This is a genomic window from Pedobacter sp. Leaf250 (assembly GCF_920984735.1).
Classification (GTDB): Bacteria; Bacteroidota; Bacteroidia; order Sphingobacteriales; family Sphingobacteriaceae; genus Pedobacter.
The window spans coordinates 44384-66618 of record NZ_CAKLBU010000009.1 but is presented as its reverse complement, the minus strand read 5'-3'; the positions used below and the strand labels follow the sequence as shown (position 1 = coordinate 66618).

The following is a 22235-nucleotide window of genomic DNA, read 5'->3' as shown; positions in this document are numbered from 1 at the left end:
TTTGCAAATATGCTTAATATTGCTGTAATGTTGAACGAAAAAAAGGAACGGATCATTATGGGCATCGACCCCGGAACTGCGGTAATGGGTTATGGCGTAATTTTAGAAAAGGGAAACAAAACAGAACTCATTAGTTTAGGCGTAGTTAAGATGACGCATCTTGATGATCCATTTTTAAAACTTCAACGCATTTTCGAAAAAACAGTTGTATTGATTGACCAATACAAACCTGATGTTTTAGCAATAGAAGCACCTTTTTACGGCAAAAACATTCAGGTTCTTTTGAAATTGGGCAGAGCGCAAGGAATAGCAATAGCAGCTGCACTTTCCAGAAATATTTCGGTTACAGAATATTCGCCGCGTAAAATAAAGCAATCTATTACAGGAAATGGAAATGCTACTAAAGAACAAGTGGCAGCCATGCTTCAAAGGTTACTGAACTTTAAAGAAACCCCGGAGTTTTTGGATGCAACGGATGGTTTAGCGGTTGCTGTTTGCCATTCATTCCAAAAAATTACTTCTGGCGGAAAATCGAAAACTTATTCAGGTTGGGAATCTTTTGTAAGCGATAACAAAACGAAGGTGAAAGGTTTGGCTGTGAAAGTTAAGAAATAAGTCGGTCGGTGAGACACCGACCGATAGGATTAAAACGAAATCGTCATTGCGAGTACCGATTTTCATCGGGACGTGGCAATCTCATTCGGAAAAATGAAACACTATTGCCTATTTGCCATTAAATTTTTTGCTGCCAATTCCATCGCCACTTTGTTTTTCCTTACAAAGTATCTGACAGTAAAAAACACTACTATTCCAGCTAAAACCAACATCCAAAGGTTTGCTAAAGCAAGAATAATTTCTTTAAAAATGGTCCAACCGTTTACAATGTTTAACCAAAGCCTGCTGGCAAAATTAGGGCGGTAATCGTACAAATTATCATTCGCAACGGTCATTGTGGTAACAGTGTTATCCTGATAAAAATTAAGTGTAATTGTACTGTATTTTACTCGAGCATCAATACTCATATTATCAATTTTCCTGTCTACATATTCATCTTTTAAAGCTAAAGATGTTTCTATGTTATCAGCTTTTTTACTGGGGATATTACCAATTTGTTTAGAAGCACTTACCCTATTTTGAGCTTTAAGTTTATTGGCTAAATAGTTAATGCTCTGATCATCTAATTTCATTGATGCGCTATTTACAAACACAGCCATTTTTGAAATCGTGTTGGTAAACTCATCCAATTTTTCTGAGGGTACTTTTGCTACAAGATAACCTTCTGTACGATAAGACGTAATTTCCTTTAATGAATCGGTAGATTGTTTAACTTTTTCAGTTTCCTGAATGTTGCTTTGAATGGAAAATTCGGCAACAGTGCCGCCTTCTGCTTTGATGGTTTTACTTAGTTGCTCTTTAGTATTTTGAACATCTTTAACACGAAAACGCATGTCGGCTGTTTTGATGATTTTTTCTACAGCGGTGTCGTCAGCGATTTTCATTTCCTGAGCAATGGATGCATCAGCGCTGGCAGATTCCTTTTTGTTAGATTGGCAGCCAAAAATTGTTAAAATTATGGCAATAGCAATTATATTCCTTTTCATGATTTTGTGGTTCTGATAAATTAATCATTTTAATAATTTGCTTTAAATGGCCATTTAAAGTTCCCGACGTTTTTGGTTAGTTTACTTGTCGTTTTTCTCTTTATACTGAAAATCGATATAGGTAACCCAAAACCAAAAGCGTTTAAAAGTTGATGATTTTTTAAACCACATTCCATAAAAAATAATTAGTAAAGCAATTGCAGTAGGTTGTGGGTTATGGCAGTCCCGCCATTCGCTGTAGCCCTCGTAAAAAACTCGGGGCTGTCGCTATTGTCGGGTTTAAAATAGGAAGGTTTACCTAAGTAACATAAACCTGACAGCAGCGGGCACGAACCCCGATTTTTATTCGGGTGAGTAAAGCGGATGGCAGGGCTTTCGGTACCAAAAAGAACAGGAACCTGCTTTTCAAAAGAAAAGGAAAATAAAAAAGCCAATTACGTGATCAACATAATTGGCTTCTGTATGTGTAGAGAGAAATATTTTATGCGTCTAATATTTTGAATACGCCTTTAATGCTAATGATTGCGCCAATAAATAATACAATCCAAGACACCAAAGATAATACCCAAGAATCGAAAGCGAAACGAGCATAGGTACCAACCATACAAATTAATACACCAAAGATCATTAATTTATATATTCCTGGCTGATTAGCCGTTTTCATACTTTCAGTATTGTGCTTTAATTCGCTGTTCTCCATAATAATTATTTTTATGATGCAGCAAAAGTAATACTTATTGCTGAATATTTATAAAGTTTAGTAACTTTTTAATCGTTCTAAACGATGTTTTCCTTTATCCTTATCACTTAACTTTTCTCCCTTGTACAAAGGTTTTTCCCAGTCGCCATACATGGGGTTAGGTAATACAATATATTTAATGCCAAAAAGGTTTTGATTTTGATTTACCTGCTCAAATGTATTTTTCTCTTCACGATAGAAAATATTACTAAAATCACTTAAGTTATCGCCGCAGAACATTAAAATATGATGCGTTTCGGCAATTTTCTGTCGGCGAGGTTCTTTGTTTGAAGTTCCTTTTGAAACTACTAGATGTGCATCATCAGCATATGGAAATCCAAAAGCCTGCAGATTTTTTAAAGTCGCGGCATAATCCTTTTCATCGCGATTACTCACGTAAAAAGTTTCGATGTTTTTTGAGGATGCAAATTTTAAAAATGCCAAGGATCCAGGAACGGTATCAGCCTTTGCTAAGCTTGTCCACTCTGTCCAATCGGCTGGATTATAACTTAGTCCTTTCCTAATTTCATGGCCCTGGAAAGGTGAATTATCTAAAATGGTTTCATCAATATCTACAATAACACAATTTGGTTTTTTACTTGTATCGGCCCACAAGGCTTCCTTTAAAGATAATCTGGCAAAGTTATACGCTTGAAAACATAGGGCTCTGTACTCGCCGCTTGTTTGTTGCCACAGTACTGCATTGGTATAATCTCTGGCTGGAGATTGGGCAAGGGCAAAAATTGGAGCAAGTAATAATGTGATGAAGATGTATCTTTTCATAATTTGAAATTATTGTGCAAATATAACAGTTGAATTCGACATCACTTTCTTTACGCTTACTCAACTTAACATTTATGTAATTACTCAATTATTAAGTTCTTAGTTATAGAATTTTATTAGTTTTGGGCACACACAAATAAAATCTTTAACATGAAAATCAAAAATTTACTAGCAGGGCTTGCTATTGCTTCAATAAGCATGGTTGCCTGTAAAAAGGAACCTTATCGAATTCCTGAAATCAGTACTACTGAATTTAAAGTAGAAAACAAATCGATTTATTTAGCACAATCTGTGGTTTTGACCGCTAATGATGCTACAGGTGCCGACAATTACATTTGGAATTACGGAGATGGCTCAGTTGAGGTTAAGGGAAGTAAAGCGGAGCACAGATATAAAAAATCAGGTATTTTTGAGATTTCATTATCAGTGGCCGGAAGTACTTCCAAAACAAAAATAAGAGTATTTCCGGGAGACATAAGTTACCAAATAAAAAACAACAGTAGTTTTGATATGGATTTGAATTCTTACGTTAACCTTTCGGAAAACACTGTTAAATCTGTATTAAAACCAAATGCGATTTCTGATACTATTTTTGTGAAGCTGCAAGCCACAGGAAACCTTTTGCAGCTTACAAATATCAGTGGTATCGCAAAGGGCAAGGCATTTCGTTTTGATGATATGTTTTGGCAAAAAGATTCCGAACATAATGTTCTTATCGTAGATAATAATAGCAAAATTCAGCTTGGAGCTCGTGGAGAACTTGGAATTAGCTCGACTTTAGAGAAGCTGTAGCGAAAGTAAAATATCTAATTTTAAGTTTAAATTAGTTGGAGCATAAGAAAACCCATTTCTATTAAGAAATGGGTTTTGTATTTTAATCCTTCGACAAGCGCAGGATGAGAATTTTGATTATCCATTTAATGCTGCTGCACCACTTACAATCTCTGTTAACTCAGTTGTAATTGCTGCCTGACGGGCTTGATTATAAGAAAGTTTTAAGGCTTTTAATAACTCACCAGCGTTTTCAGTTGCTTTATCCATCGATGTCATACGTGCGCCATGCTCAGATGCGTGAGAATCCAACACCGCTTTGTATAACTGAATTTTAATTGATTTTGGAATTAATTGTTCAACAATTTCCTCCTGAGATGGCTCTAAAATATAATCAACGTTTGCTGCTTTTTTATCGGCTTTAGTTAATTCTACTTCCTCAACCTTTGGTAAAGGCAACAATTGTTCAGTAGTAATAAATTGAACAGCCGCATTTCTGAAACGGTTATAAACCACTTCTACTTTATCAAATTCGCCTTTTAAAAAGCCAGCCATTATCGCATCAGTGATCTTGGTTACGTTTTCGAAAGTTAAAGCAGCGTATACTTCATTATTGTTTCCAATAACATTGTATTTACGTTTTTCGTAAAAATCTTGTGTTTTTTTACCGATAGAAATAATGCTCACATTTCCGTTTTTGAATTGTTCGCTATATTTCTCAGCAATTAAATTATTAGTGGCTTTAATTACGTTCATGTTAAAAGCACCAGCCAAACCACGGTTTGATGATACCGTTACAATTAAAACCTTATTAGGTTCACGCTCTTGAATAAAAGGCGATGAAGACCCTTCTAAACTGGCTGAAAGATTTCCTAAAATCTCTTTCAATTTCGTTGCATAAGGACGTAAAGCGATAATTGCGTTAGTAGCACGTTTCAACTTCGCAGCCGAAACCATTTTCATAGCTTTGGTAATCTGTTGGGTTGATTGTACTGATGCAATCCGGTTTCTTACTTCTTTTAAATTAGCCATTCTTAATAAGTGTAAAGTAAAAAGTTAAAAGTAAAAAGCTTTAAACTTTCTACTTTTAACTTTCAACTCTATTAGTATTTACTTGAAATCTCTTTTGCTACTGTATCTAAAACACCTGTAATGGTATCATCAAATTTACCCGCTTTTAATGCTGATAAAGTTTCTGGATGACGCATTTCCAGTTGAGTTAAATACTCAGTTTCGAATTCTTTAACCTTGTTAACCGGAACATTACGCATTAGGTTTTTAGTACCAGCATAAACAATAGCAACTTGTTTCTCAACAGAGAATGGAGAGAATTGCGCTTGTTTTAACATTTCTACGTTACGTGCACCTTTATCTAAAACCGATTTCGTTGCAGCATCTAAGTCAGATCCGAATTTAGAGAATGCCTCTAATTCACGGTATTGAGCCTGATCTAACTTTAAAGTACCTGCTACTTTTTTCATCGATTTAATTTGAGCGTTACCACCCACACGTGATACTGAAATACCTACGTTAATAGCCGGACGAATACCAGAGTTGAATAAATTCGATTCTAAGAAGATCTGACCATCAGTAATCGAAATTACGTTAGTTGGAATATAAGCAGAAACGTCTCCAGCTTGCGTTTCGATAATTGGTAAAGCTGTTAATGAACCACCACCTTTAACGATATGTCTAATCGATTCTGGTAAATCATTCATGTCTTTAGCGATATCATCATTCGCATTAATTTTCGCAGCTCTTTCTAACAAACGACTGTGTAAGTAGAAAACGTCACCTGGATAAGCCTCACGGCCCGGTGGACGACGAAGTAATAACGATACCTCACGGTAAGCTACAGCTTGTTTAGATAAATCATCATAAACAATTAAAGCTGGTCTACCTGTATCACGGAAAAACTCACCAATTGCAGCACCAGCAAACGGAGCATAAAACTGCATTGGAGCAGGATCAGCAGCCGAAGCAGCAACAACAACTGTATATGGTAAAGCGCCGTTCTCCTCTAGTGTACGTACAATGTTGGCAACGGTAGAATTTTTCTGACCAATAGCTACATAAATACAGAACACAGGTTGGCCTGCTTCATAAAATTCTTTTTGGTTGATAATGGTATCAATACAAACAGCTGTTTTACCAATCTGACGATCGCCAATAACCAACTCACGCTGACCACGACCGATTGGAATCATCGCATCAATTGCTTTAATACCTGTTTGTAAAGGCTCATTTACCGGCTGACGATAAATTACACCTGGTGCTTTACGCTCTAGAGGCATCTCGTAAGTTTCACCTAAGATTGGTCCTTTACCATCTAAAGGCTCACCTAAAGTGTTCACTACGCGGCCAAGCATACCTTCACCAACTTTAATAGAGGCAATTTTTTTGGTACGTTTAATTGTATCACCTTCTTTAATCTCGTCAGATGCACCTAAAAGTACCACACCAACGTTATCTTCTTCAAGGTTTAATACAATGCCTTGCAGGCCGTTTGCAAATTCAACCAACTCACCCGATTGAACTTTAGTTAAACCGTAAACACGGGCAATACCGTCGCCCACTTGCAACACGGTACCAACTTCTTCCAGTTCGGTTTCTGATTTGAAGCCCGCCAATTGCTGTCTGATAATTGCCGATACTTCGTCTGGTCTTACCTCTACCATAATTTTAATTATATCTTTTTGTAAATGTATAGTGCTTGGCGCATGGCGCTTGGCGTTTTTCGGCCATACGTTTAGCGCAATATTATTTTTATTCGGCTCCTTGCGTTTAGTGCTTTATCGCTACACGCTTATCACCTAGCGCTTACTGCGCAAATTCTTTTCTTAGTTTATTTAATCCGCTGGCAATGCTTGCATCGAATTGTTTATCACCTACCTTAAGAATGAAACCACCAATTAGCTTCTCGTCAATTTTCTCATTAACGATAACCTCATTAGCGCCTAATTCTTTTTTAACAGTTTCAATAATCTGTGCCTTGGCAGTATCGCTTAAAGTTGTTGCTGTAGTTACATCAGCAGTAACAATTCCTTTAATTTGGTTATATTGTTTGATAAACTGTTTTGCTGTAGAAAATAAGATTGCCGAACGGCCTTTATTTACTACTATTTTAAAAAAAGTAAGGCTTAGTTTACCTACTTTGTCAGCAAAAATTCCATTCAAAATACCAACCTTTTTATCTAAAGGCACAATTGGATTTTTTAATATCGCTTCTAGTTCGGGCGTTTCATCAACCACCTTTTCAAACAAAACCATATCATTGTACGATTCAGCTAAACCGTTGTTTTCAACAGCTAGGTCGATTAATGATTTGGCGTATCTGCCTGCAACTTTAATTTCTGACATATTTTTTGAGTTGAAAGTTGAAAGTTAAAAGTTGAAAGCCGAAAGTCGAAGCTGAAAATTGAATATCAAATCGTTCAATTTAAACTTTAAACTCTAAACCCTGAACTTTCTACTTTAAACTTTATACTTTAAAACTTAATTTAATTCAACGTCTTTTAACAAATTAGCTACTAAAGCTTCTTGCTTTGTTTTATCATCCAATTGGCCACGTAAAACACGTTCTGCAATTTCCAATGATAAAGTAGAAACCTGATCTTTCACTTCAGCCAAAGCAACTTTCTTTTGGTTTTCGATTTCGATTTTTGCTTTCTCAATCAATTTCGAACCTTCAACTTGTGCTTGTTTTTTAGCTTCGTTTAAGATACTATCCTTTAAAGTTTTAGCTTCTTTCAAAATTTCATCGCGTTCAGCACGTGCCTGTTGCATCAAATCTTGATTTTGAGCAGTTAAACGAGCCATTTCTTGTTTAGCCAATTCAGCTTTATTCAAAGCTTCATCAATACTTTGCTCACGCTCGTGGATAGCTCCTAAAATTGGCTTCCAGGCAAGTTTTCTAAGTAAAAGTAATAAGAAGATAAAAGCTAATGCCGTCCAGAAAACCAATCCAATACTCGGGGTAACTAATTCCATTTTTTATATTTTTTTTATTGATTTTTTCGTTAAAATCGGGAAAACAACCAATCGTTGAATTCCCGATTAATAATTCTAAATTGCTATTAAACGCCTAAGCCTAATAATGCAACTACCACACCGAATAATGCAGCACCCTCAATAAGGGCAGCAGCAATAATCATTGCAGTTTGAATTTTTGATGCAGCCTCAGGCTGACGAGCAATACCTTCCATTGCTTTACCACCTACATGACCGATACCGATACCGGCACCAATTACTGCTAAACCGGCACCAATTGCCGCGATTGAACCTACCATAACTAATTTAATTATATAATTTGTAAAAAATAGTTTTCTGTTAATGATGCTCCTCTACCGCCATACCGATAAATAGGGCAGACAATAATGTAAAAATAAATGCTTGTAAAAATGCCACCAACAATTCCAAAACATCCATAAACAAAACGAATGCTACTGAAACCGGAGCGATAGCCAATGTTTTAAAAATAAATATCAGCGATATTAAACTCAATACGATAATGTGACCAGCAGTAATGTTTGCAAACAAACGAACCATTAAAGCGAATGGCTTCGAAATGATACCAATAAGTTCTACCGGAATCATAATTGGATATAACCACCAAGGAACATCAGGCGTAAGAATATGTTTCCAATAGTATTTGTTACCATTTAAATTAACCACTAACATGGTGGCTGTTGCCATAACAAACGTTAAAGCGATGTTACCTGTAACGTTTGCACTACCTGGAAAAATTGGAAATAAGCCTAATAAATTGTTGAACAATATAAAGAAGAATATCGTTAACAAATAAGGCATGAATTTAGCATACTTATGTCCAATATTTGGTTTTGCAATATCATCTCTAACGAAAATAATTACCGGCTCTAAGAAAGATTGCAAACCCTTTGGCGCTTTACCTACACGTTTTTTGTAACTAGCTGCTATTGACGCGAAAATAATAACAATTAAAATAATAGCAATAAACATTGCCGCTACATTTTTAGTAATCGAAAAATCAATCACCGTATCGGAAGCAGCTTCATCGATTTGGCCATCGGCGCCTACAACTTTGATGTTCTTGTTGAACATATCTTTAGTCATGCTTTGCTTTAAGCCTGTTACTAAACGATATTTATTGTATTTACCTTGATAATCGTGCTCACCGTGATGGAAGTGAGCAGAAGAAAAAACCTCCAAACCTCCAGAAGTATATAAAATTACTGGGAGAGGAATTGAAGTATGTCCCCACAAATGCCATACATGTGAATCGGCAATGTGCTCCATAATTACTTTCGTAGGCTCGAATTTTTCTTCTCCGTGTTCTGTAGCTCCATGTTCACCAGAAACTGCGTGAGCAGATTCAGCTACAACACTATCAGGAGAAACAATAGTACTATCAACCTGGGCGAAAGTATTATTTCTGATAGATAAAAACGCGATTAAAAGCGTAAAAACAAAGATTACCTTCTTAACTTTCGACACAAAAACTTGGTTACAATCCATTTATTGGCAGTTTTTTACTTTAAATTTTGGTGGCGCAAGTTACGCAACAAACAGTATATTTCAAAGGCTGTAAACAATAAATACACAGAAAAAAAATTTAGTGTAAAAAGTAGCCCGTTTCCCTTTGCTTTTATACTGTAAACCAGCACAAAAGCCATACAAAAAATCATCTTCACTGCAATTGATCCCATGATGGCCATTACACCTACCTCCGGATCGCGTTTTATTCCGATATCAACAAGCATATATGCGATGTAGGTGATACCAGCCATAAAGCCAAAAATCACCCAAAAGTTTTTAACCAAAATTTGCTTCTCAGGAAAAATGTTGGGTAAAACCGCAATAATAGCGATCAATATTCCAACAAAAATAAAGTAGATGCTTGTAAACTTGGTTAGCGTCAAGGGAATAATTTCTTTGCAATTAAAAACTTTGGCAAAGATAGGATTTAAGGATGAAATATTGCTAAATAGTTTGATTTCTAAAGAGTTTAAATCGTTAAACCCATTCAGAAAATAATTCATCACTTCATACAACAAGCTATCTGGTAGCTTGCTTTATGGCTTGATAAAGTGCTATGCCAACGCCAGCCAACGCAAATGCGGCAGTAATTATTTTGGTTTTGCTATTCCTGTTCTCATCTATCTTGTAACCGATAAAAGTTAAAAGTCCGATGGTGGCAATCATTTGGAAGCCTATAGCTGAATATTTTGCAGCTGTATTAACTTTTTTTGTTGTCTCTTCTTCTTTAGGATTTTCCATTTATAAATGCAATAATTAAGTTAACTTTGAATAATTGAAATTTGGCCCCAAATAAAATATTTTTGTTAAAATTTTGTTTATTATATATCCACTAACGCGATTTATCATACTTGAAAAAATACTCAAACCAAACTATAAATCCCTTCATTTTTCTTATCAGCCTACTTTTTATTTTTGGCTGCGTAGCAAATAAAGATACTGCTATCGATCGTAAGTTTCAAAATCTTACGGCCAGGTATAACTATATCTATAACTCAAATGTTTTACTTACCGAATACAACGAGGGCTTATTGCAAACTTACCCTGACAATTACGAAAAAATACTGCCCGTTTATCTCGATCCAGAACCACAAAGAAATTTAATACTTACTCCTGGTGCGCCAAACAAGCAATTGGATGATGTAATTACAAAAGGACAAACCATCATCAATGATAAAAGTTTCAGTAATTATATTGATGATGCCTATATGCTTTTGGGTAGGGCGAACTATTTAAAAGGCAACTATTTCATCGCTTCAGAATATTTTGATTACGTAGCTAAGGCATACAATAATGATTTGAAAACCTTTATTATGGCTATGAATTGGAAAGCCCGTAGCCAAATGGAGTTGAATAACATGGTTGTTGCTGATAAGATTCTAGATACCATGCTGCGTGCTGCCGACAATCTAAAAAAAGATATCGCCGAGCCTCTGGCAACTACAGCCCAGATGAGGATCTATCAAAAAAGGAATAAAGAGGCCATTATGTTACTCGAAAATGCTGTTAGATTAGGCGATGATAAACAACTTCGCATCCGTTGGCGGTATATTTTGGCACAATTGCAGGAACAGGATAATGATCTACAAAATGCATTTATCAATTATACCAAAGTTGAAAATAGTAATGCACCATTTGAAATGTATTTCCATGCAAATTTGCAACGCATTAAAGTTAGAGCCCTTATTAGTGGTTACAAAGTTGATGAAGACAAAGCTTTATTGGCTTTATTAAAAGATGATAAAAATTTCGACTATACGGATCAGATATATTATCAGGTTGGAGAATTGTTCTCGAAAGATAGTAAGTTTGCCAAGGCTGAAGAAAACTATTTAAAATCTGTTCAAAAGAGTACGAAGAATCAAACTCAAAAAGCATTATCTTATTTAAGAATTGCCGACTTAAATTTTAAGGAATTCAATAACTACATCAAGGCAAAACTATATTACGATAGTACAGTTTTGATCATGCCTAAAAATTTTGCAGATTATGATAACATTGTAAAAAAGGCAAGTAACCTTCAATATTTAACAGATCGGTATACGATAATTTCGAAAGAAGATACTGCTCAAATGATCGCGAAATTGCCATTAACAGAGCGTGAGGCAAAAGTTAAAGCCTATTTAACTCCAAAGGTTGAGGTAGCAAATGTTAAGATTTCAAATAATCAGTCACTCGATAATCCCGATTTTCCCAATCAAACTCTGAATGCTCCTCAAGCTGGCTCGGGCAATACTTTTTATTTTAACAATAATGCAGCAATAAGTAATGGATTTGCAGATTTTAAGAAACGTTGGGGCAACAGGCAACTGGAAGATAACTGGCGCCAAAGCCAAAGGTCATCAGCTCAAGAAAATGCGCAAGTGATGTCTGGTGGCAATGTTGCCAACACCATCACACCTGCAAACGGAACAAATAACCAAACTTCCACTGATCAAACTTCAATAGAAAAACAATATTTAGATGCCCTGCCCCTCACACCAGAATTACTTTTAGCGTCTGATCAGAAAATTATTGATGCCTATTTTGAGATAGCCAGTTTTTATCAGCAGGAATTAAATGATAAAAATGAGGCTAACAAAATTTATGCTGAATTATTAATAAGATACCCTAACAATAATCACCTTGATGCCATTTATTACAGCTTATATTTAAACAATAAGGGTGTTGATGAAAACAAATCGAATGAGTTTAGGCAATTGGTTTTGACGAAATATCCGGAATCGAATTACGCCAAAACGATTTTAGACCCATCATTTTCGGCTAAACAAAGCGCAATGGAAAATATTGCAAACAACAACTACAATGTTGCTTTCGAAGCTTATGCTAAAAAAGATTATCCAAGCGTAATTAAACAGGCCAATGATAATGTAAGTGCATTTCCTGGCAATGATTTAGCCCCGCAGTATGCCTATTTAAAAGCAATTGCAGTTGGCCGTACAGCGAAACTTGATCCATTATTGGCTGAATTTAATTCAATTACCGCATTATATCCAAACGATTTAATTGTTACACCGCTAGTACGCGATCATTTAAAATATATTGATGCAAACCTGGCAGAGTTTAAACAACGCCCAGTTGCATTAATCGATTTTGATTCCAACGAGCCTCGTTTTGTTAGTCAGGCAAAACCAATAGCTGTGCCCGCAAAGCCCCTTAACACAGACATTAATGCAGCGGCAGAAGTTAAACCAGTAGAAATTGTAACAAAACCTGCTGAGAAAACAGATGAGGTTAAACCAATTGATGTAGTAAAACCAGCCAGCATTTTTAGTTCAGCGACTTCAAATGAATATTATTATGTTATCGATGTAGCAGATGCGACTTTAACATTGAGTTCATCGCGGTTTGGTATTGGCCAGTTTAATCGTGGAAATTATCCGGATAATGATTTGGCGCACAAATTGGTCGAGTTAGATAATAACCAATTGATTTATGTAACCAGTTTTATTGATTTGGAAGACGCCAAAATTTATGAATCTAGTATTGCTGGACAATTGAAGAATATAATGAAAGTCCCTGCAAATCTATACCGAGGTTTTATCATCAGTAAAGAAAATTTCGAGAAGTTGAACAGTAGAGATCGCATTAATGAGTACCTAGAGTTTTTGAAAGACAATTATAAGTAGTGCTTAAACTCTCGTAGAGGGTTAAAAAATGAGTTCATCAAAATTTTAATAAATTTGATGCCAATTGGCTTTCAATTTGCTAAGCTTTTGAATTAATAACAACACAAAATGAATAAATCCCTTTCTGCACAAGAAACAAAAAGATATAGTTTAATCATCTGGAAAATATTGATAGGTGGAATAGCACTCTTCGCCATTTTCATTTCCATGATCGGGCTGGGTCTATTTGGCGAATTACCATCTTTCAGAGATATTGAGCACCCGAAAAGTAATCAGGCATCAGAAATTATTGCAGAAGATGGTCGCCCGTTAGGTACCTATTTTGTTCAGAACAGATCGAACGTTAGCTATAAGGATATATCAGAAAATGTGATCAATGGCTTAATTGCAACAGAAGATACCCGTTTCAAAGATCATTCAGGAATTGATTTTAAGCGTACTTTCACCATAATTGGTTACAATTTAATTGGCAAAAAACAAGGCGCAAGTACGATAACGCAACAATTGGCCAAAAATCTTTTCCCACGTGAATCTAACCTCAACTTTTTTTCTTTGGTATTAACCAAGTTTAAAGAATGGATTGTTGCCGTAAAACTAGAGCGTAATTATACAAAAGAAGAAATTATCACCATGTATTTAAATACTGTCGATTTCGGTAATCAGGCATACGGTATAAAATCAGCAGCCAGAGTATATTTCAATACAACACCAGATAAATTAACCCTAACCCAAGCAGCTACATTGGTAGGTATGCAAAAGGGAATTACAATGTATTCGCCTACTCGCCATCCAGAGCGATCAAGAACAAGGAGAAATACAGTAATAGCCATGATGGTGAAATCGGAGCTACTTACTCAACAAGATTTTAATGAGGAAAAAGAGAAACCATTAGGCTTAAAATTCAATGCTGCAACTGTAAATGATGGTATTGCACCATACTTCAGATCAGTTTTAAAAAACGATATCAAAACCATTTTTCAAGAGCAGGGTATTGTAAAACCAGATGGTACCCCATATGATTTGGACCGTGATGGTTTAAAAATTTACACCACCTTAAATTATGATATGCAGCAATATGCAGAAGCTGCACAAAAAGAATACATGAAGGTTTTACAAGCGCAATTTATCAGCAGCTGGAAAGGGAGAAATCCATTTAAAGGCAAAGAGCTACAAATTGAACAAGGTGTAAAAAGATCAGATCGTTATAAATCTCTAAAATTAGAAGGAAAATCTGATGAGGAGATAAAGGAAGATTTCAACACAAAAACTGAGATGACAATTTTTACCTGGAAAGGTGATATTGATACCGTAATGAAACCTATTGATTCAGTACGGTATTACAAAATGCTGTTGCGTAATGCCATGATGACGATGGACCCAACAAACGGACACGTTAAAGCCTGGGTAGGTGGAATTGATTATGAGCATTTTAAATACGATCAGGTAAAAATGGGAACCAGGCAAGTCGGCTCGACAGCGAAACCATTTACTTATGCAGTGGCAATTGAAAACGGGTACTCACCTTGTTATACCGTTTCTAATACACCTGTAACTATTGAAGGTTATGGCGAAAATTGGACACCAAGAAACTCTGGAAAGCCATTGGCAGGAAGTATTACGTTACAAAAAGCTTTGGCATATTCGCAAAACTATGTTACTGCTTATTTAATGAAACAGGTAGGTCCGGTAGCAGTTTCCAATCTGGCTACCAAAATGGGCATTCCAAATGTGCCGGCATATCCGTCCATTTGTTTAGGAACATTCGATTCTTCTATTTATAATATGGTTGGTGCTTATGGTGCGTTTGCAAATAAAGGTGTTTATACCAAGCCAGTTTATTTATTAAGGATTGAAGATAAAAACGGTGTGTTGCTTTTCTCACAAAAAGAAATCCCTAAACCTATTATGAGTGAAGAAGTAGCTTATGTGATGACGAGAATGCTAAAAGGCGTAGTATCGAACGGAACAGGGTCTAGATTAAATTATAAGTATAAAGTTAATGCACCAATTGGAGCAAAAACAGGTACCACTCAAAACAACTCTGATGGTTGGTTTATGGCCATAACTCCACAGTTGGTTACGGGAATATGGACAGGTTGTGAGGACAGGGCATTTCACTTTATTAGTACCAATCAAGGTGAAGGTGCGAATACGGCACTTCCTATCTTTGCTGGTTTTATAAAGCGTGTTTATGCCAACCCGGCTTTAAAAATAAGTCATGCCGATTTTGAAGCACCGAAATCTGGTGTATCAATCACTTATGATTGTAACCAATATCAGCAACAGGAAGAAGAAACCAATCCTGAACTTGATGAAAAATTGGGTTTCTAAATCTATTCTTTTGAAAGAAAGTATTGGAAATTTTTTATTGGCTGCCGGATTGTTGGAATTGACTGATCCGTTATCAATGAAGAATTAGGAACGAATAAAGTTCAGTTTATTTCCATCAATATAGGTTTTAATAAGAATTTACCCTACTGAATGCTATTTTTGTAATTGATGAGCACTTTTGACCATAAGACAGCATTAACAGCTATTCCGCATAAACCAGGCGTTTACCAATATTGGGATGTGGATGGAAAGTTGATGTATATTGGAAAAGCAAAGGATCTTCGAAATCGGGTTGGCTCCTATTTTAACAGTGATAAACAGCAATTTAATGGCAAAACGAGGGTGCTGGTTTCCAAAATCAGGAAGATCACATTCACCATTGTTGATACCGAAATTGATGCGTGGCTGCTTGAAAATAGCCTGATCAAAAAGCATCAGCCAAAATTTAACATCAATTTAAAGGATGATAAAACCTACCCTTGGATTATTGTTAAAAATGAACAATACCCACGAATTTACTGGACAAGGAAAGTAATAAAAGATGGATCAACATATTTTGGTCCGTATGGTTCTATTGGCATGATGCATACCATTTTGGATTTGATCAAAGAGACATATCCATTAAGAACATGCACTTTGCCTTTAAACGATAAAAATATTGCCGAAGGGAAATTTAAAGTTTGCTTGGAATATCAAATTGGTAATTGCAAAGGGCCATGCCAGGCTTATCAATCTGAAAGTGATTACAACCAGAATATTGTTGAAATTAAAGAGATTTTAAATGGTAAAATCGGTAATGTAATCCGCGATGTTAAGAGTATTATCAAAACAGCTTCAGAAGAATTAAATTTTGAATTAGCGCACCAATACTCGCGGAAACTTCAGGTTTTAGAGAAATATCAAAGTAAATCTACAGTGGTGAACAGCGCCATTACTAATGTGGATGTGGTAAGCATTGCTTCTGATGAACGTTATGCATTTGTTAATTACCTAAAAGTGATGAATGGAACCATCATTCAAACACAAACCATAGAGATTAAGAAACAGCTTGATGAAAGTGATGATGAACTTTTGATTACGGCAATGTTAGAATTTAGAACGAAATTCAACAGCACTTCGAAAGAGATTATAGTTCCTTTTGAGCTTTCGTTAGAAGATGAAACGCTTAAGTTTACCGTTCCAAAACTTGGTGAAAAAAAGAAACTTTTAGAGTTATCACAAAAAAATGTACTGTTTTTCAAAAAGGAAAAACTTAACCAATACGAGAAACTAAATCCCGATTTAAGAACAGACCGCATTTTAACCACAATGCAAAATGATTTGCGCTTAACCCAATTGCCGAAGCATATTGAATGTTTTGATAACTCCAACTTTCAGGGAAAATATCCTGTGTCAGCTATTGTAGTTTTTAAGGATGCAAAACCATCTAAAAAAGATTACCGACATTTTAACGTGAAAACCGTTGAAGGGCCAAACGATTTTGCTACCATGGAAGAAGCTGTTTTCCGTCGCTACAGGCGCATGCTGGAAGAAAATCAGCCTCTGCCTCAATTGATCATTATTGATGGTGGTAAAGGGCAGCTCTCGTCGGCTATGAAAAGTTTAAAATTACTGGGTATAGAAAACCGTGTAACAGTGATCGGGATAGCCAAAAGATTAGAAGAATTGTTTTATCCTGGCGATTCATTTCCATTGTACTTAGATAAAAAATCAGAAACGTTAAAAGTAATTCAACAGTTACGTGATGAAGCCCACAGGTTTGGCATTACTTTTCACCGTAAAAAACGTGATCAAGGAACTTTAAAAACTGAACTCGAACAAATTGAAGGCATTGGTAAAACTACGGCTGATAAATTGTTAAAACATTTCAAATCGGTAAAGAAGATTCGCGAAGCCACCGAGAAAGAATTGAGCGAAGTGTTGAACAAAAAACAAATGCTTACTTTACAGGATTATTTTACCCCACAATCTCATGAAAGGGACGCTGAAAATCTATCCTAATATTTAGTTTCATGAGCATCTTTAATAAGAGAAATTAGTCAGATTGCTTAGGGCTTAGAAATAACGATGTACTAAAAAAGAAAAGCTTCGATTTTCATCGAAGCTTTTCTTTTTAATATTCCCAAAGTCCTTGTTCGTAATCAAGAACAGATTTTTTAATTCTTTCTGATTCATATAATCGCTGTCTTGGATCAGCAATAATATCTCTCAGCTTATTATCTCCTGGATTCGATTCTTTAACGATATAACTGCTAAATAAACGACGGATGAAGAAATCGTCGAAACTCAGTGATGAAGCATCATTATTGGTATTGACTAAACGTTTTTTGGTTAAGATCTCTCTAGCTTCAGGATAATATACCCAAAATACAGGTTGCCATTGTTTCGAAACCTCATTGTATTTCATTGGCGCAATACCGACAATACGAGGCTCAAAAATAGAGCGCTTCACATCAAAAATCCAATCTTCTTTTATTCTGAACTTTAAAAATGATTCTGGATTAAGGTCATTAGCAACTGTTTTTACCGTACCAGCTTTCGCGTCTGTAACTTCCACTGTACCTGCAGCTGCCATCCTTGCAGAATCTGCAGTCATTGGTGTATTAAAAGCATCATCCTCATTCAAAACACTATCAATTGGTGCATAAGCAGTTAATTCTTCCGATTTAATTGCAGATAATAATACATCAATTAATCTTGATTTTGGGGATTTCAATGCAGAATTCACCGTATCTCTTAAATCAATTTCTCTCCAGATACGTTTTGCATAAAATACATCTTCCTCACGTACATCAGCCAAAGGAACCATTTCCGTACTATCAATATCTTTACGGGCATAAAAACCATCCTTTGGTGGAACCTTGAGTTTTTTCTTGGCCACTTTTACTGGCGCTGCAACGGTATCAGCAACTGGTGCTGTTGCAACTGCAGCTTTTTTTGGAGCCAATTTAGTTGGTTTTTTCTGTGCGAAAGCCAACGTAGTAAATAAAGCCAAGGCAATGATGCTTACAATCCTTTTCATCTTCTTCTTATTTAACACTGAATGCTAATGAAGGTAATACGTTCTGGCGACCATCAGGACCAACAGAAACAATATCTTCAAAAAATACTCTGGTACCTGGAGTTACAGAATTGATTGCCGCTTTCACAGCGCCAGCAAAACTTCCACCACTACCAGAAATAGTAACCGCGTCTGAACGTGGTTTTATAATCGTTAATTTATAACGTTGAATTTTAAACTTTACATCGAAAGGAAAATCATCTAAATCTGCTTCAATCTCTGATTCACTTTTCAATTGAACTGATGCAATGTCACCTCCAGCTCTTCCACCAACTTTAGCAACTGGTTTTGGAATAGCTTTAACCCTGAATTTCTGTGCGCCTAAACTTACTGTTTTGCCAGCATTGGTAGCACTTACGTTAATAGAAACTTCACTTCCAACCTGACCGCCAGAAACGTTTACATTATAGTTTCCGTTTGAACCAGACATCGATCCTGCTGAAATAGAAGCACGAACACTTTCTAATGGAAAACCTGCGGCTGATACCGTAAATGGATTAGGAATACCAGCATAAATCACATTCATTTTTGTTGATGAAACCGTTGCCGATGGTTTTGCCACCTGATATTTTTGAGGCTGTGTTTTGTATTCTTTTACCTGTCCATCAGTTTGACGCACACGAATAGTACCTACCCAGGTAAATTCTCCTACACTGCTTGTACCGCCGGTATAAGTTCCTTTACCCTCTTTAATGGATAACTTGTTTCCATTAACCGTAATATCAGGAGTTGATCTTGAGTCACTAGCTGTTAAAAATACTTCAGCAGTATAAGGCTGCCCTTGGATTACATAAGATGTTGGCGCAACCGCAACCGCAGCAAACTGATCTAAGTTTACCTGTGCCTTATCCATATTTCCGAACAACTTTTTAACAACCTCTGCTTCAGCATTTTTAGTATCTGTTTGCAGTTTAGTTAAAATAGTCATCGCAGCTGTAAGTGGCGTTCCCTCACCAAAGTAAGTTTCTTGCCAATTGCCTTTTCTTTTTCTAACCGGATCTTTTGCCTCTAATGAAAAAGCAACAGTTGCTCTATCGGCAGGATCCAGTAAAGAAATCAGTTTCTCACGAGTAGCGTTGATTCTTTTCTTTAATTCATCAGCCTTTTTTTGGTTGATCATGATATTTTGGGCAATATCCTGGTTAGATCTATTTACCAAATCATCAGTTTCCGGATCAATACCATCGCCAGCTGTTGTAAATTCCTTTTTTAAACTTTCAATGTAATTGTTCAGTTCATCAGCCGCAGCCTGCGCTTGTTTAGCCTTTTCGTAAATAGGTTGGGCACGAGCCGGTTCTTCTTTCAGCTTCGAGTTTTCGAAAGCAGAAAATAACTGATTAATACTGGTGTTTACATTGTTTTTAGATGTATCCAAACTATCGTTGATATTTTTGAATGCATCTAAAATTGTATCTGATACGTTTAAGGCAAGCATAGCCAACAATACCAAATACATGATATTGATCATCCGCTGCCTTGTTGTTTCTTTTCCGCCTGCCATGTGTTATGTAGCTTTTTTATTAAAAATTAAAAACTAGATAATTATACACGTGGGCCATTCATAGCAGATAACATATTGCCATAAATTGAGTTAAGTGAAGCCAAATTCTTAGCCAACTTATTCACCTCTTCTTTAAACTGTTTCGAATCTTCCATCGATTCGTTGAAGTTTTGCATAGTTAATGATAAGTTAGAATAGAATTTATTCATCGATTTTAAGTGAGCGCTAGAATCTTGTAATTCTAATTCATACACCGCATTTAATGCCGATAAATTTTTAGCTAAATTATTAACCTGATCGTGATAAGCTTGAGAATCTACATTGCTATCGCCCATTGCTTTTAAATTAGCTGTAGCTTTTTCAAAAGATGCACTTAAATTATCAAAACCAGCAGAAGCTGTTTTTACTTTGCTTGTGAATTCGTTTGTAGCGGTTGACGCATCAGCAACATTTGAGATGGTAGCTACCTTATCGCCGAAAGTACGTAAACCTGTACCTAAACTTTCAATTAAATCTGGTCCAATTTTAGCATCAGATAACATTTTATCTAAAGCTGCTGTGTTTCCAGCAGAAACCGGAGCAGCAACTGGTCTTGCAGAAACTGTTGGCAATTCGCCCTTGTAATCTTCTTTTAATTCTGGATAAACTCTTTCCCACGCTGGTTCAGGTTCTGGCGGAAAAAATCCTGTCAAGAAGAATAATATTGCTTCTACGCCTAGACCTATACCAATCATATAGTTACCCACAATACCACCAATGTGAAGAATTTTAAATAATGCTCCTACAATTACGATACTTGCTCCCCATGAAATTGCTACGTGTAACCAGCCTGGTTGTTTCTTTGCTGCCATAAAATTTTGATGTTTTTCTTAGTTTTTAGTTGTTTTGGTTTGATTTTAATTTCTTAAATCGGTTCCTGGGTATGAGGAAACGCATCTAAAGCCGATATACGATCTTTGTGTATCTTGGTATTCGTAAGTAGAAACTGCATTTTGAAGGAAATATCCTGTATCCTTCCATGAGCCACCTTTTATGATTTTACGTTTTTTGTATTTGCTATCTCCAGCATTTGCATCATAAGTAAAGTTTGGACTCAAATCATGTAGCAATGGAGCTGCGCCTTTATTGTAAGCAGTGATGGTCCATTCAGATACGTTACCAGCCATATTATACAAGCCGTAATCATTTGGGAAATAGGATCTTACTCCAACAGTATAAATACCACCATCACTAGAATAATCTCCACGTCCTGGTTTAAAGTTAGCTTGTAAGCATCCTTTTGTATTTCTGATATATGGGCCTCCCCAAGGATATTTCGTTTTGGTATTTCCACCTCTTGCTGCATATTCGAATTCAGTTTCTGCTGGCAATCGGTAATCAGATCTTGAACCTACTGGCATTCTTCTTGCCTGCGCTACGCCATCATACAATCTTGTTCTCCACTGTCCGAATGCTTTTGCCTGCTCCCAGCTTACTCCAACAACTGGATAGTCATCATAAGAAGGGTGGCTATAATAAGCACGAACCATTGGATCGTTCATTGAGTATGAATAATCTGTTTTCCATACCATTGTATCTGGATAAATAGCAATATTATAGCGATCTATATAATCCTGACGTTTACTGTTCGGATTTTTATGCCCCAATGCTGCTTTATCCATATTTAATTCTGCATATGAATATTCCAACTTACGAACATCAATTTCTTTCTTGCCAGGAAGGGCATCCAAGCCAGAATAATACATGCCATCTAATTGGCTGGCCTGGGCACCATTTGCACCTTTACCTTTATTGCGCCAAATATTAACGCCGTTTGTACCAACTTTTTTCCAATCTATATACTTTTCACCTCCTAATGCAGTAGCAGCATTTCCTTTCGGAGTGATCATAAACTGTTGTGGATTGCCCATCATTGCAATTGCAATAGAATCGCGAACCCAATTGGTGAATTGGCGGTACTCAGCATTTGAAATTTCCGTTTGATCCATGAAAAAGGCAGGAATGGTAGTCATCCTGCTCGGTCCATTTTGCGAAAAGGTAATATCTTCATCAGAACCACCGAGTGGTGTATGCCCTGGCGGGATGTAAACCATGCCCAAAGGGATTCTGTTATTTTTAAATTTCCGGTTATAAGCGCCCACTAGCTCGCCCTGACCCCCATGGCCACAACTTGCTAGCAAAACAGTTATACCCGCAATAGCTAGAAGGTAGATTTTCTTCATATTTCTTACAGTGTGCAAAGCACGATTAGGAGCAATTTTATCAAAAATCATTGAAATAATCAACAATTGCAAATATTTTA

Annotated in this window: 20 protein-coding genes; 5 read left to right on the top strand and 15 right to left on the bottom strand. The window is 36.2% G+C overall.

The annotated features are described in order from the left end of the window. The first annotated feature begins 27 nt into the window (after nt 1-27). Nucleotides 28-615 (top strand): crossover junction endodeoxyribonuclease RuvC, encoded by a 588-nt coding sequence (gene ruvC, locus LUA91_RS09870; RefSeq protein ID WP_231425881.1) that lies wholly within the window; start codon nt 28-30, stop codon nt 613-615. Nucleotides 616-716: 101 nt separating this feature from the next. On the opposite strand, the gene LUA91_RS09865 is transcribed toward ruvC, so the two are convergent. From LUA91_RS09865 to LUA91_RS09855, 3 genes are all read right to left on the bottom strand, one after another. Beyond that, complete coding sequence (locus tag LUA91_RS09865) at nt 717-1601, bottom strand: DUF4349 domain-containing protein (RefSeq protein ID WP_231425880.1); 885 nt, start codon at nt 1599-1601, stop codon at nt 717-719. A gap of 481 nt (nt 1602-2082) precedes the next feature. Beyond that, nucleotides 2083-2301 (bottom strand): hypothetical protein, encoded by a 219-nt coding sequence (locus LUA91_RS09860; RefSeq protein WP_231425879.1) that lies wholly within the window; start codon nt 2299-2301, stop codon nt 2083-2085. A 57-nt stretch (nt 2302-2358) separates the two neighbouring features. Further along, nucleotides 2359-3123 carry a 5'-nucleotidase, lipoprotein e(P4) family gene (locus LUA91_RS09855; RefSeq protein WP_231425878.1) on the bottom strand — a complete coding sequence of 255 codons (765 nt, stop codon included), beginning with the start codon at nt 3121-3123 and terminating at the stop codon, nt 2359-2361. 150 nt (nt 3124-3273) lie between these two features. Here LUA91_RS09855 and LUA91_RS09850 point away from each other — a divergent pair, with 150 nt between their 5' ends. After that, entirely contained in the window at nt 3274-3915 is a 642-nt protein-coding gene (locus LUA91_RS09850) for a PKD domain-containing protein (RefSeq protein WP_231425877.1), read from the top strand. A 117-nt stretch (nt 3916-4032) separates the two neighbouring features. Here LUA91_RS09850 and atpG read toward each other — a convergent pair whose 3' ends face one another. From atpG to LUA91_RS09810, 8 genes are all read right to left on the bottom strand, one after another. Continuing rightward, nucleotides 4033-4926, bottom strand: coding sequence for an ATP synthase F1 subunit gamma (gene atpG / locus LUA91_RS09845; protein WP_231425876.1), 894 nt, complete (start codon nt 4924-4926; stop codon nt 4033-4035). Nucleotides 4927-4997: 71 nt separating this feature from the next. Then, nucleotides 4998-6572 (bottom strand): F0F1 ATP synthase subunit alpha, encoded by a 1575-nt coding sequence (atpA, locus tag LUA91_RS09840; RefSeq protein ID WP_231425875.1) that lies wholly within the window; start codon nt 6570-6572, stop codon nt 4998-5000. Between the two features lie 142 nt (nt 6573-6714). Further along, the gene (atpH, locus tag LUA91_RS09835) at nt 6715-7254 is read right to left on the bottom strand and encodes an ATP synthase F1 subunit delta (protein ID WP_231425874.1); all 540 of its coding nucleotides are present in this window, start codon (nt 7252-7254) and stop codon (nt 6715-6717) included. A 135-nt stretch (nt 7255-7389) separates the two neighbouring features. Then, nucleotides 7390-7884, bottom strand: a complete 495-nt coding sequence (atpF, locus tag LUA91_RS09830; RefSeq protein ID WP_231425873.1) for a F0F1 ATP synthase subunit B — start codon at nt 7882-7884, stop codon at nt 7390-7392. An 86-nt stretch (nt 7885-7970) separates the two neighbouring features. Next, entirely contained in the window at nt 7971-8183 is a 213-nt protein-coding gene (atpE, locus tag LUA91_RS09825; RefSeq protein WP_029287406.1) for an ATP synthase F0 subunit C, read from the bottom strand. 40 nt (nt 8184-8223) lie between these two features. Further along, nucleotides 8224-9390, bottom strand: a complete 1167-nt coding sequence (atpB, locus tag LUA91_RS09820; protein ID WP_231425872.1) for a F0F1 ATP synthase subunit A — start codon at nt 9388-9390, stop codon at nt 8224-8226. 14 nt (nt 9391-9404) lie between these two features. Continuing rightward, nucleotides 9405-9914 (bottom strand): hypothetical protein, encoded by a 510-nt coding sequence (locus tag LUA91_RS09815; RefSeq protein ID WP_231425871.1) that lies wholly within the window; start codon nt 9912-9914, stop codon nt 9405-9407. A gap of 16 nt (nt 9915-9930) precedes the next feature. Next, nucleotides 9931-10152, bottom strand: a complete 222-nt coding sequence (locus LUA91_RS09810; protein ID WP_231425870.1) for an AtpZ/AtpI family protein — start codon at nt 10150-10152, stop codon at nt 9931-9933. Between the two features lie 110 nt (nt 10153-10262). Between LUA91_RS09810 and LUA91_RS09805 the strand changes: the two genes are divergently transcribed. The 3 genes from LUA91_RS09805 (at nt 10263) to uvrC (ending at nt 17372) form a co-directional block, all read left to right on the top strand. After that, a complete protein-coding gene (locus LUA91_RS09805) occupies nt 10263-13040 on the top strand; it encodes a gliding motility protein (protein ID WP_231425869.1) in 2778 nt (925 codons plus the stop codon). 108 nt (nt 13041-13148) lie between these two features. Then, the gene (locus tag LUA91_RS09800) at nt 13149-15371 is read left to right on the top strand and encodes a transglycosylase domain-containing protein (protein WP_231425868.1); all 2223 of its coding nucleotides are present in this window, start codon (nt 13149-13151) and stop codon (nt 15369-15371) included. Nucleotides 15372-15539: 168 nt separating this feature from the next. Beyond that, nucleotides 15540-17372, top strand: a complete 1833-nt coding sequence (gene uvrC, locus LUA91_RS09795) for an excinuclease ABC subunit UvrC (protein ID WP_231425867.1) — start codon at nt 15540-15542, stop codon at nt 17370-17372. Nucleotides 17373-17484: 112 nt separating this feature from the next. Here the strand turns inward: uvrC and gldN are convergent, their stop codons facing one another. From gldN to LUA91_RS09775, 4 genes are read right to left on the bottom strand one after another with little or no spacing between them, the layout of a single operon-like run. Next, nucleotides 17485-18393, bottom strand: coding sequence for a gliding motility protein GldN (gldN, locus tag LUA91_RS09790; RefSeq protein ID WP_231425866.1), 909 nt, complete (start codon nt 18391-18393; stop codon nt 17485-17487). 7 nt (nt 18394-18400) lie between these two features. Next, nucleotides 18401-19933, bottom strand: coding sequence for a gliding motility protein GldM (gene gldM / locus LUA91_RS09785; protein WP_231425865.1), 1533 nt, complete (start codon nt 19931-19933; stop codon nt 18401-18403). A 41-nt stretch (nt 19934-19974) separates the two neighbouring features. Further along, entirely contained in the window at nt 19975-20784 is an 810-nt protein-coding gene (gene gldL, locus LUA91_RS09780; protein WP_231425864.1) for a gliding motility protein GldL, read from the bottom strand. 45 nt (nt 20785-20829) lie between these two features. Next, nucleotides 20830-22155 carry an SUMF1/EgtB/PvdO family nonheme iron enzyme gene (locus LUA91_RS09775; protein ID WP_231425863.1) on the bottom strand — a complete coding sequence of 442 codons (1326 nt, stop codon included), beginning with the start codon at nt 22153-22155 and terminating at the stop codon, nt 20830-20832. Between the last annotated feature and the right edge of the window lie 80 nt (nt 22156-22235).

Coding starts and splice junctions, on each gene's coding strand:
- atpF (WP_231425873.1), bottom strand. CDS start 7,884: ATGGAATTAGTTACCCCGAGTATTGGATTGGTTTTCTGGACGGCATTA.
- gldL (WP_231425864.1), bottom strand. CDS start 20,784: ATGGCAGCAAAGAAACAACCAGGCTGGTTACACGTAGCAATTTCATGG.
- ruvC (WP_231425881.1), top strand. CDS start 28: ATGTTGAACGAAAAAAAGGAACGGATCATTATGGGCATCGACCCCGGA.
- LUA91_RS09865 (WP_231425880.1), bottom strand. CDS start 1,601: ATGAAAAGGAATATAATTGCTATTGCCATAATTTTAACAATTTTTGGC.
- gldM (WP_231425865.1), bottom strand. CDS start 19,933: ATGGCAGGCGGAAAAGAAACAACAAGGCAGCGGATGATCAATATCATG.
- LUA91_RS09855 (WP_231425878.1), bottom strand. CDS start 3,123: ATGAAAAGATACATCTTCATCACATTATTACTTGCTCCAATTTTTGCC.
- LUA91_RS09775 (WP_231425863.1), bottom strand. CDS start 22,155: ATGAAGAAAATCTACCTTCTAGCTATTGCGGGTATAACTGTTTTGCTA.
- uvrC (WP_231425867.1), top strand. CDS start 15,540: ATGAGCACTTTTGACCATAAGACAGCATTAACAGCTATTCCGCATAAA.
- atpG (WP_231425876.1), bottom strand. CDS start 4,926: ATGGCTAATTTAAAAGAAGTAAGAAACCGGATTGCATCAGTACAATCA.
- atpB (WP_231425872.1), bottom strand. CDS start 9,390: ATGGATTGTAACCAAGTTTTTGTGTCGAAAGTTAAGAAGGTAATCTTT.
- LUA91_RS09815 (WP_231425871.1), bottom strand. CDS start 9,914: ATGAATTATTTTCTGAATGGGTTTAACGATTTAAACTCTTTAGAAATC.
- LUA91_RS09800 (WP_231425868.1), top strand. CDS start 13,149: ATGAATAAATCCCTTTCTGCACAAGAAACAAAAAGATATAGTTTAATC.
- atpA (WP_231425875.1), bottom strand. CDS start 6,572: ATGGTAGAGGTAAGACCAGACGAAGTATCGGCAATTATCAGACAGCAA.
- atpH (WP_231425874.1), bottom strand. CDS start 7,254: ATGTCAGAAATTAAAGTTGCAGGCAGATACGCCAAATCATTAATCGAC.
- gldN (WP_231425866.1), bottom strand. CDS start 18,393: ATGAAAAGGATTGTAAGCATCATTGCCTTGGCTTTATTTACTACGTTG.
- LUA91_RS09850 (WP_231425877.1), top strand. CDS start 3,274: ATGAAAATCAAAAATTTACTAGCAGGGCTTGCTATTGCTTCAATAAGC.
- atpE (WP_029287406.1), bottom strand. CDS start 8,183: ATGGTAGGTTCAATCGCGGCAATTGGTGCCGGTTTAGCAGTAATTGGT.
- LUA91_RS09810 (WP_231425870.1), bottom strand. CDS start 10,152: ATGGAAAATCCTAAAGAAGAAGAGACAACAAAAAAAGTTAATACAGCT.
- LUA91_RS09860 (WP_231425879.1), bottom strand. CDS start 2,301: ATGGAGAACAGCGAATTAAAGCACAATACTGAAAGTATGAAAACGGCT.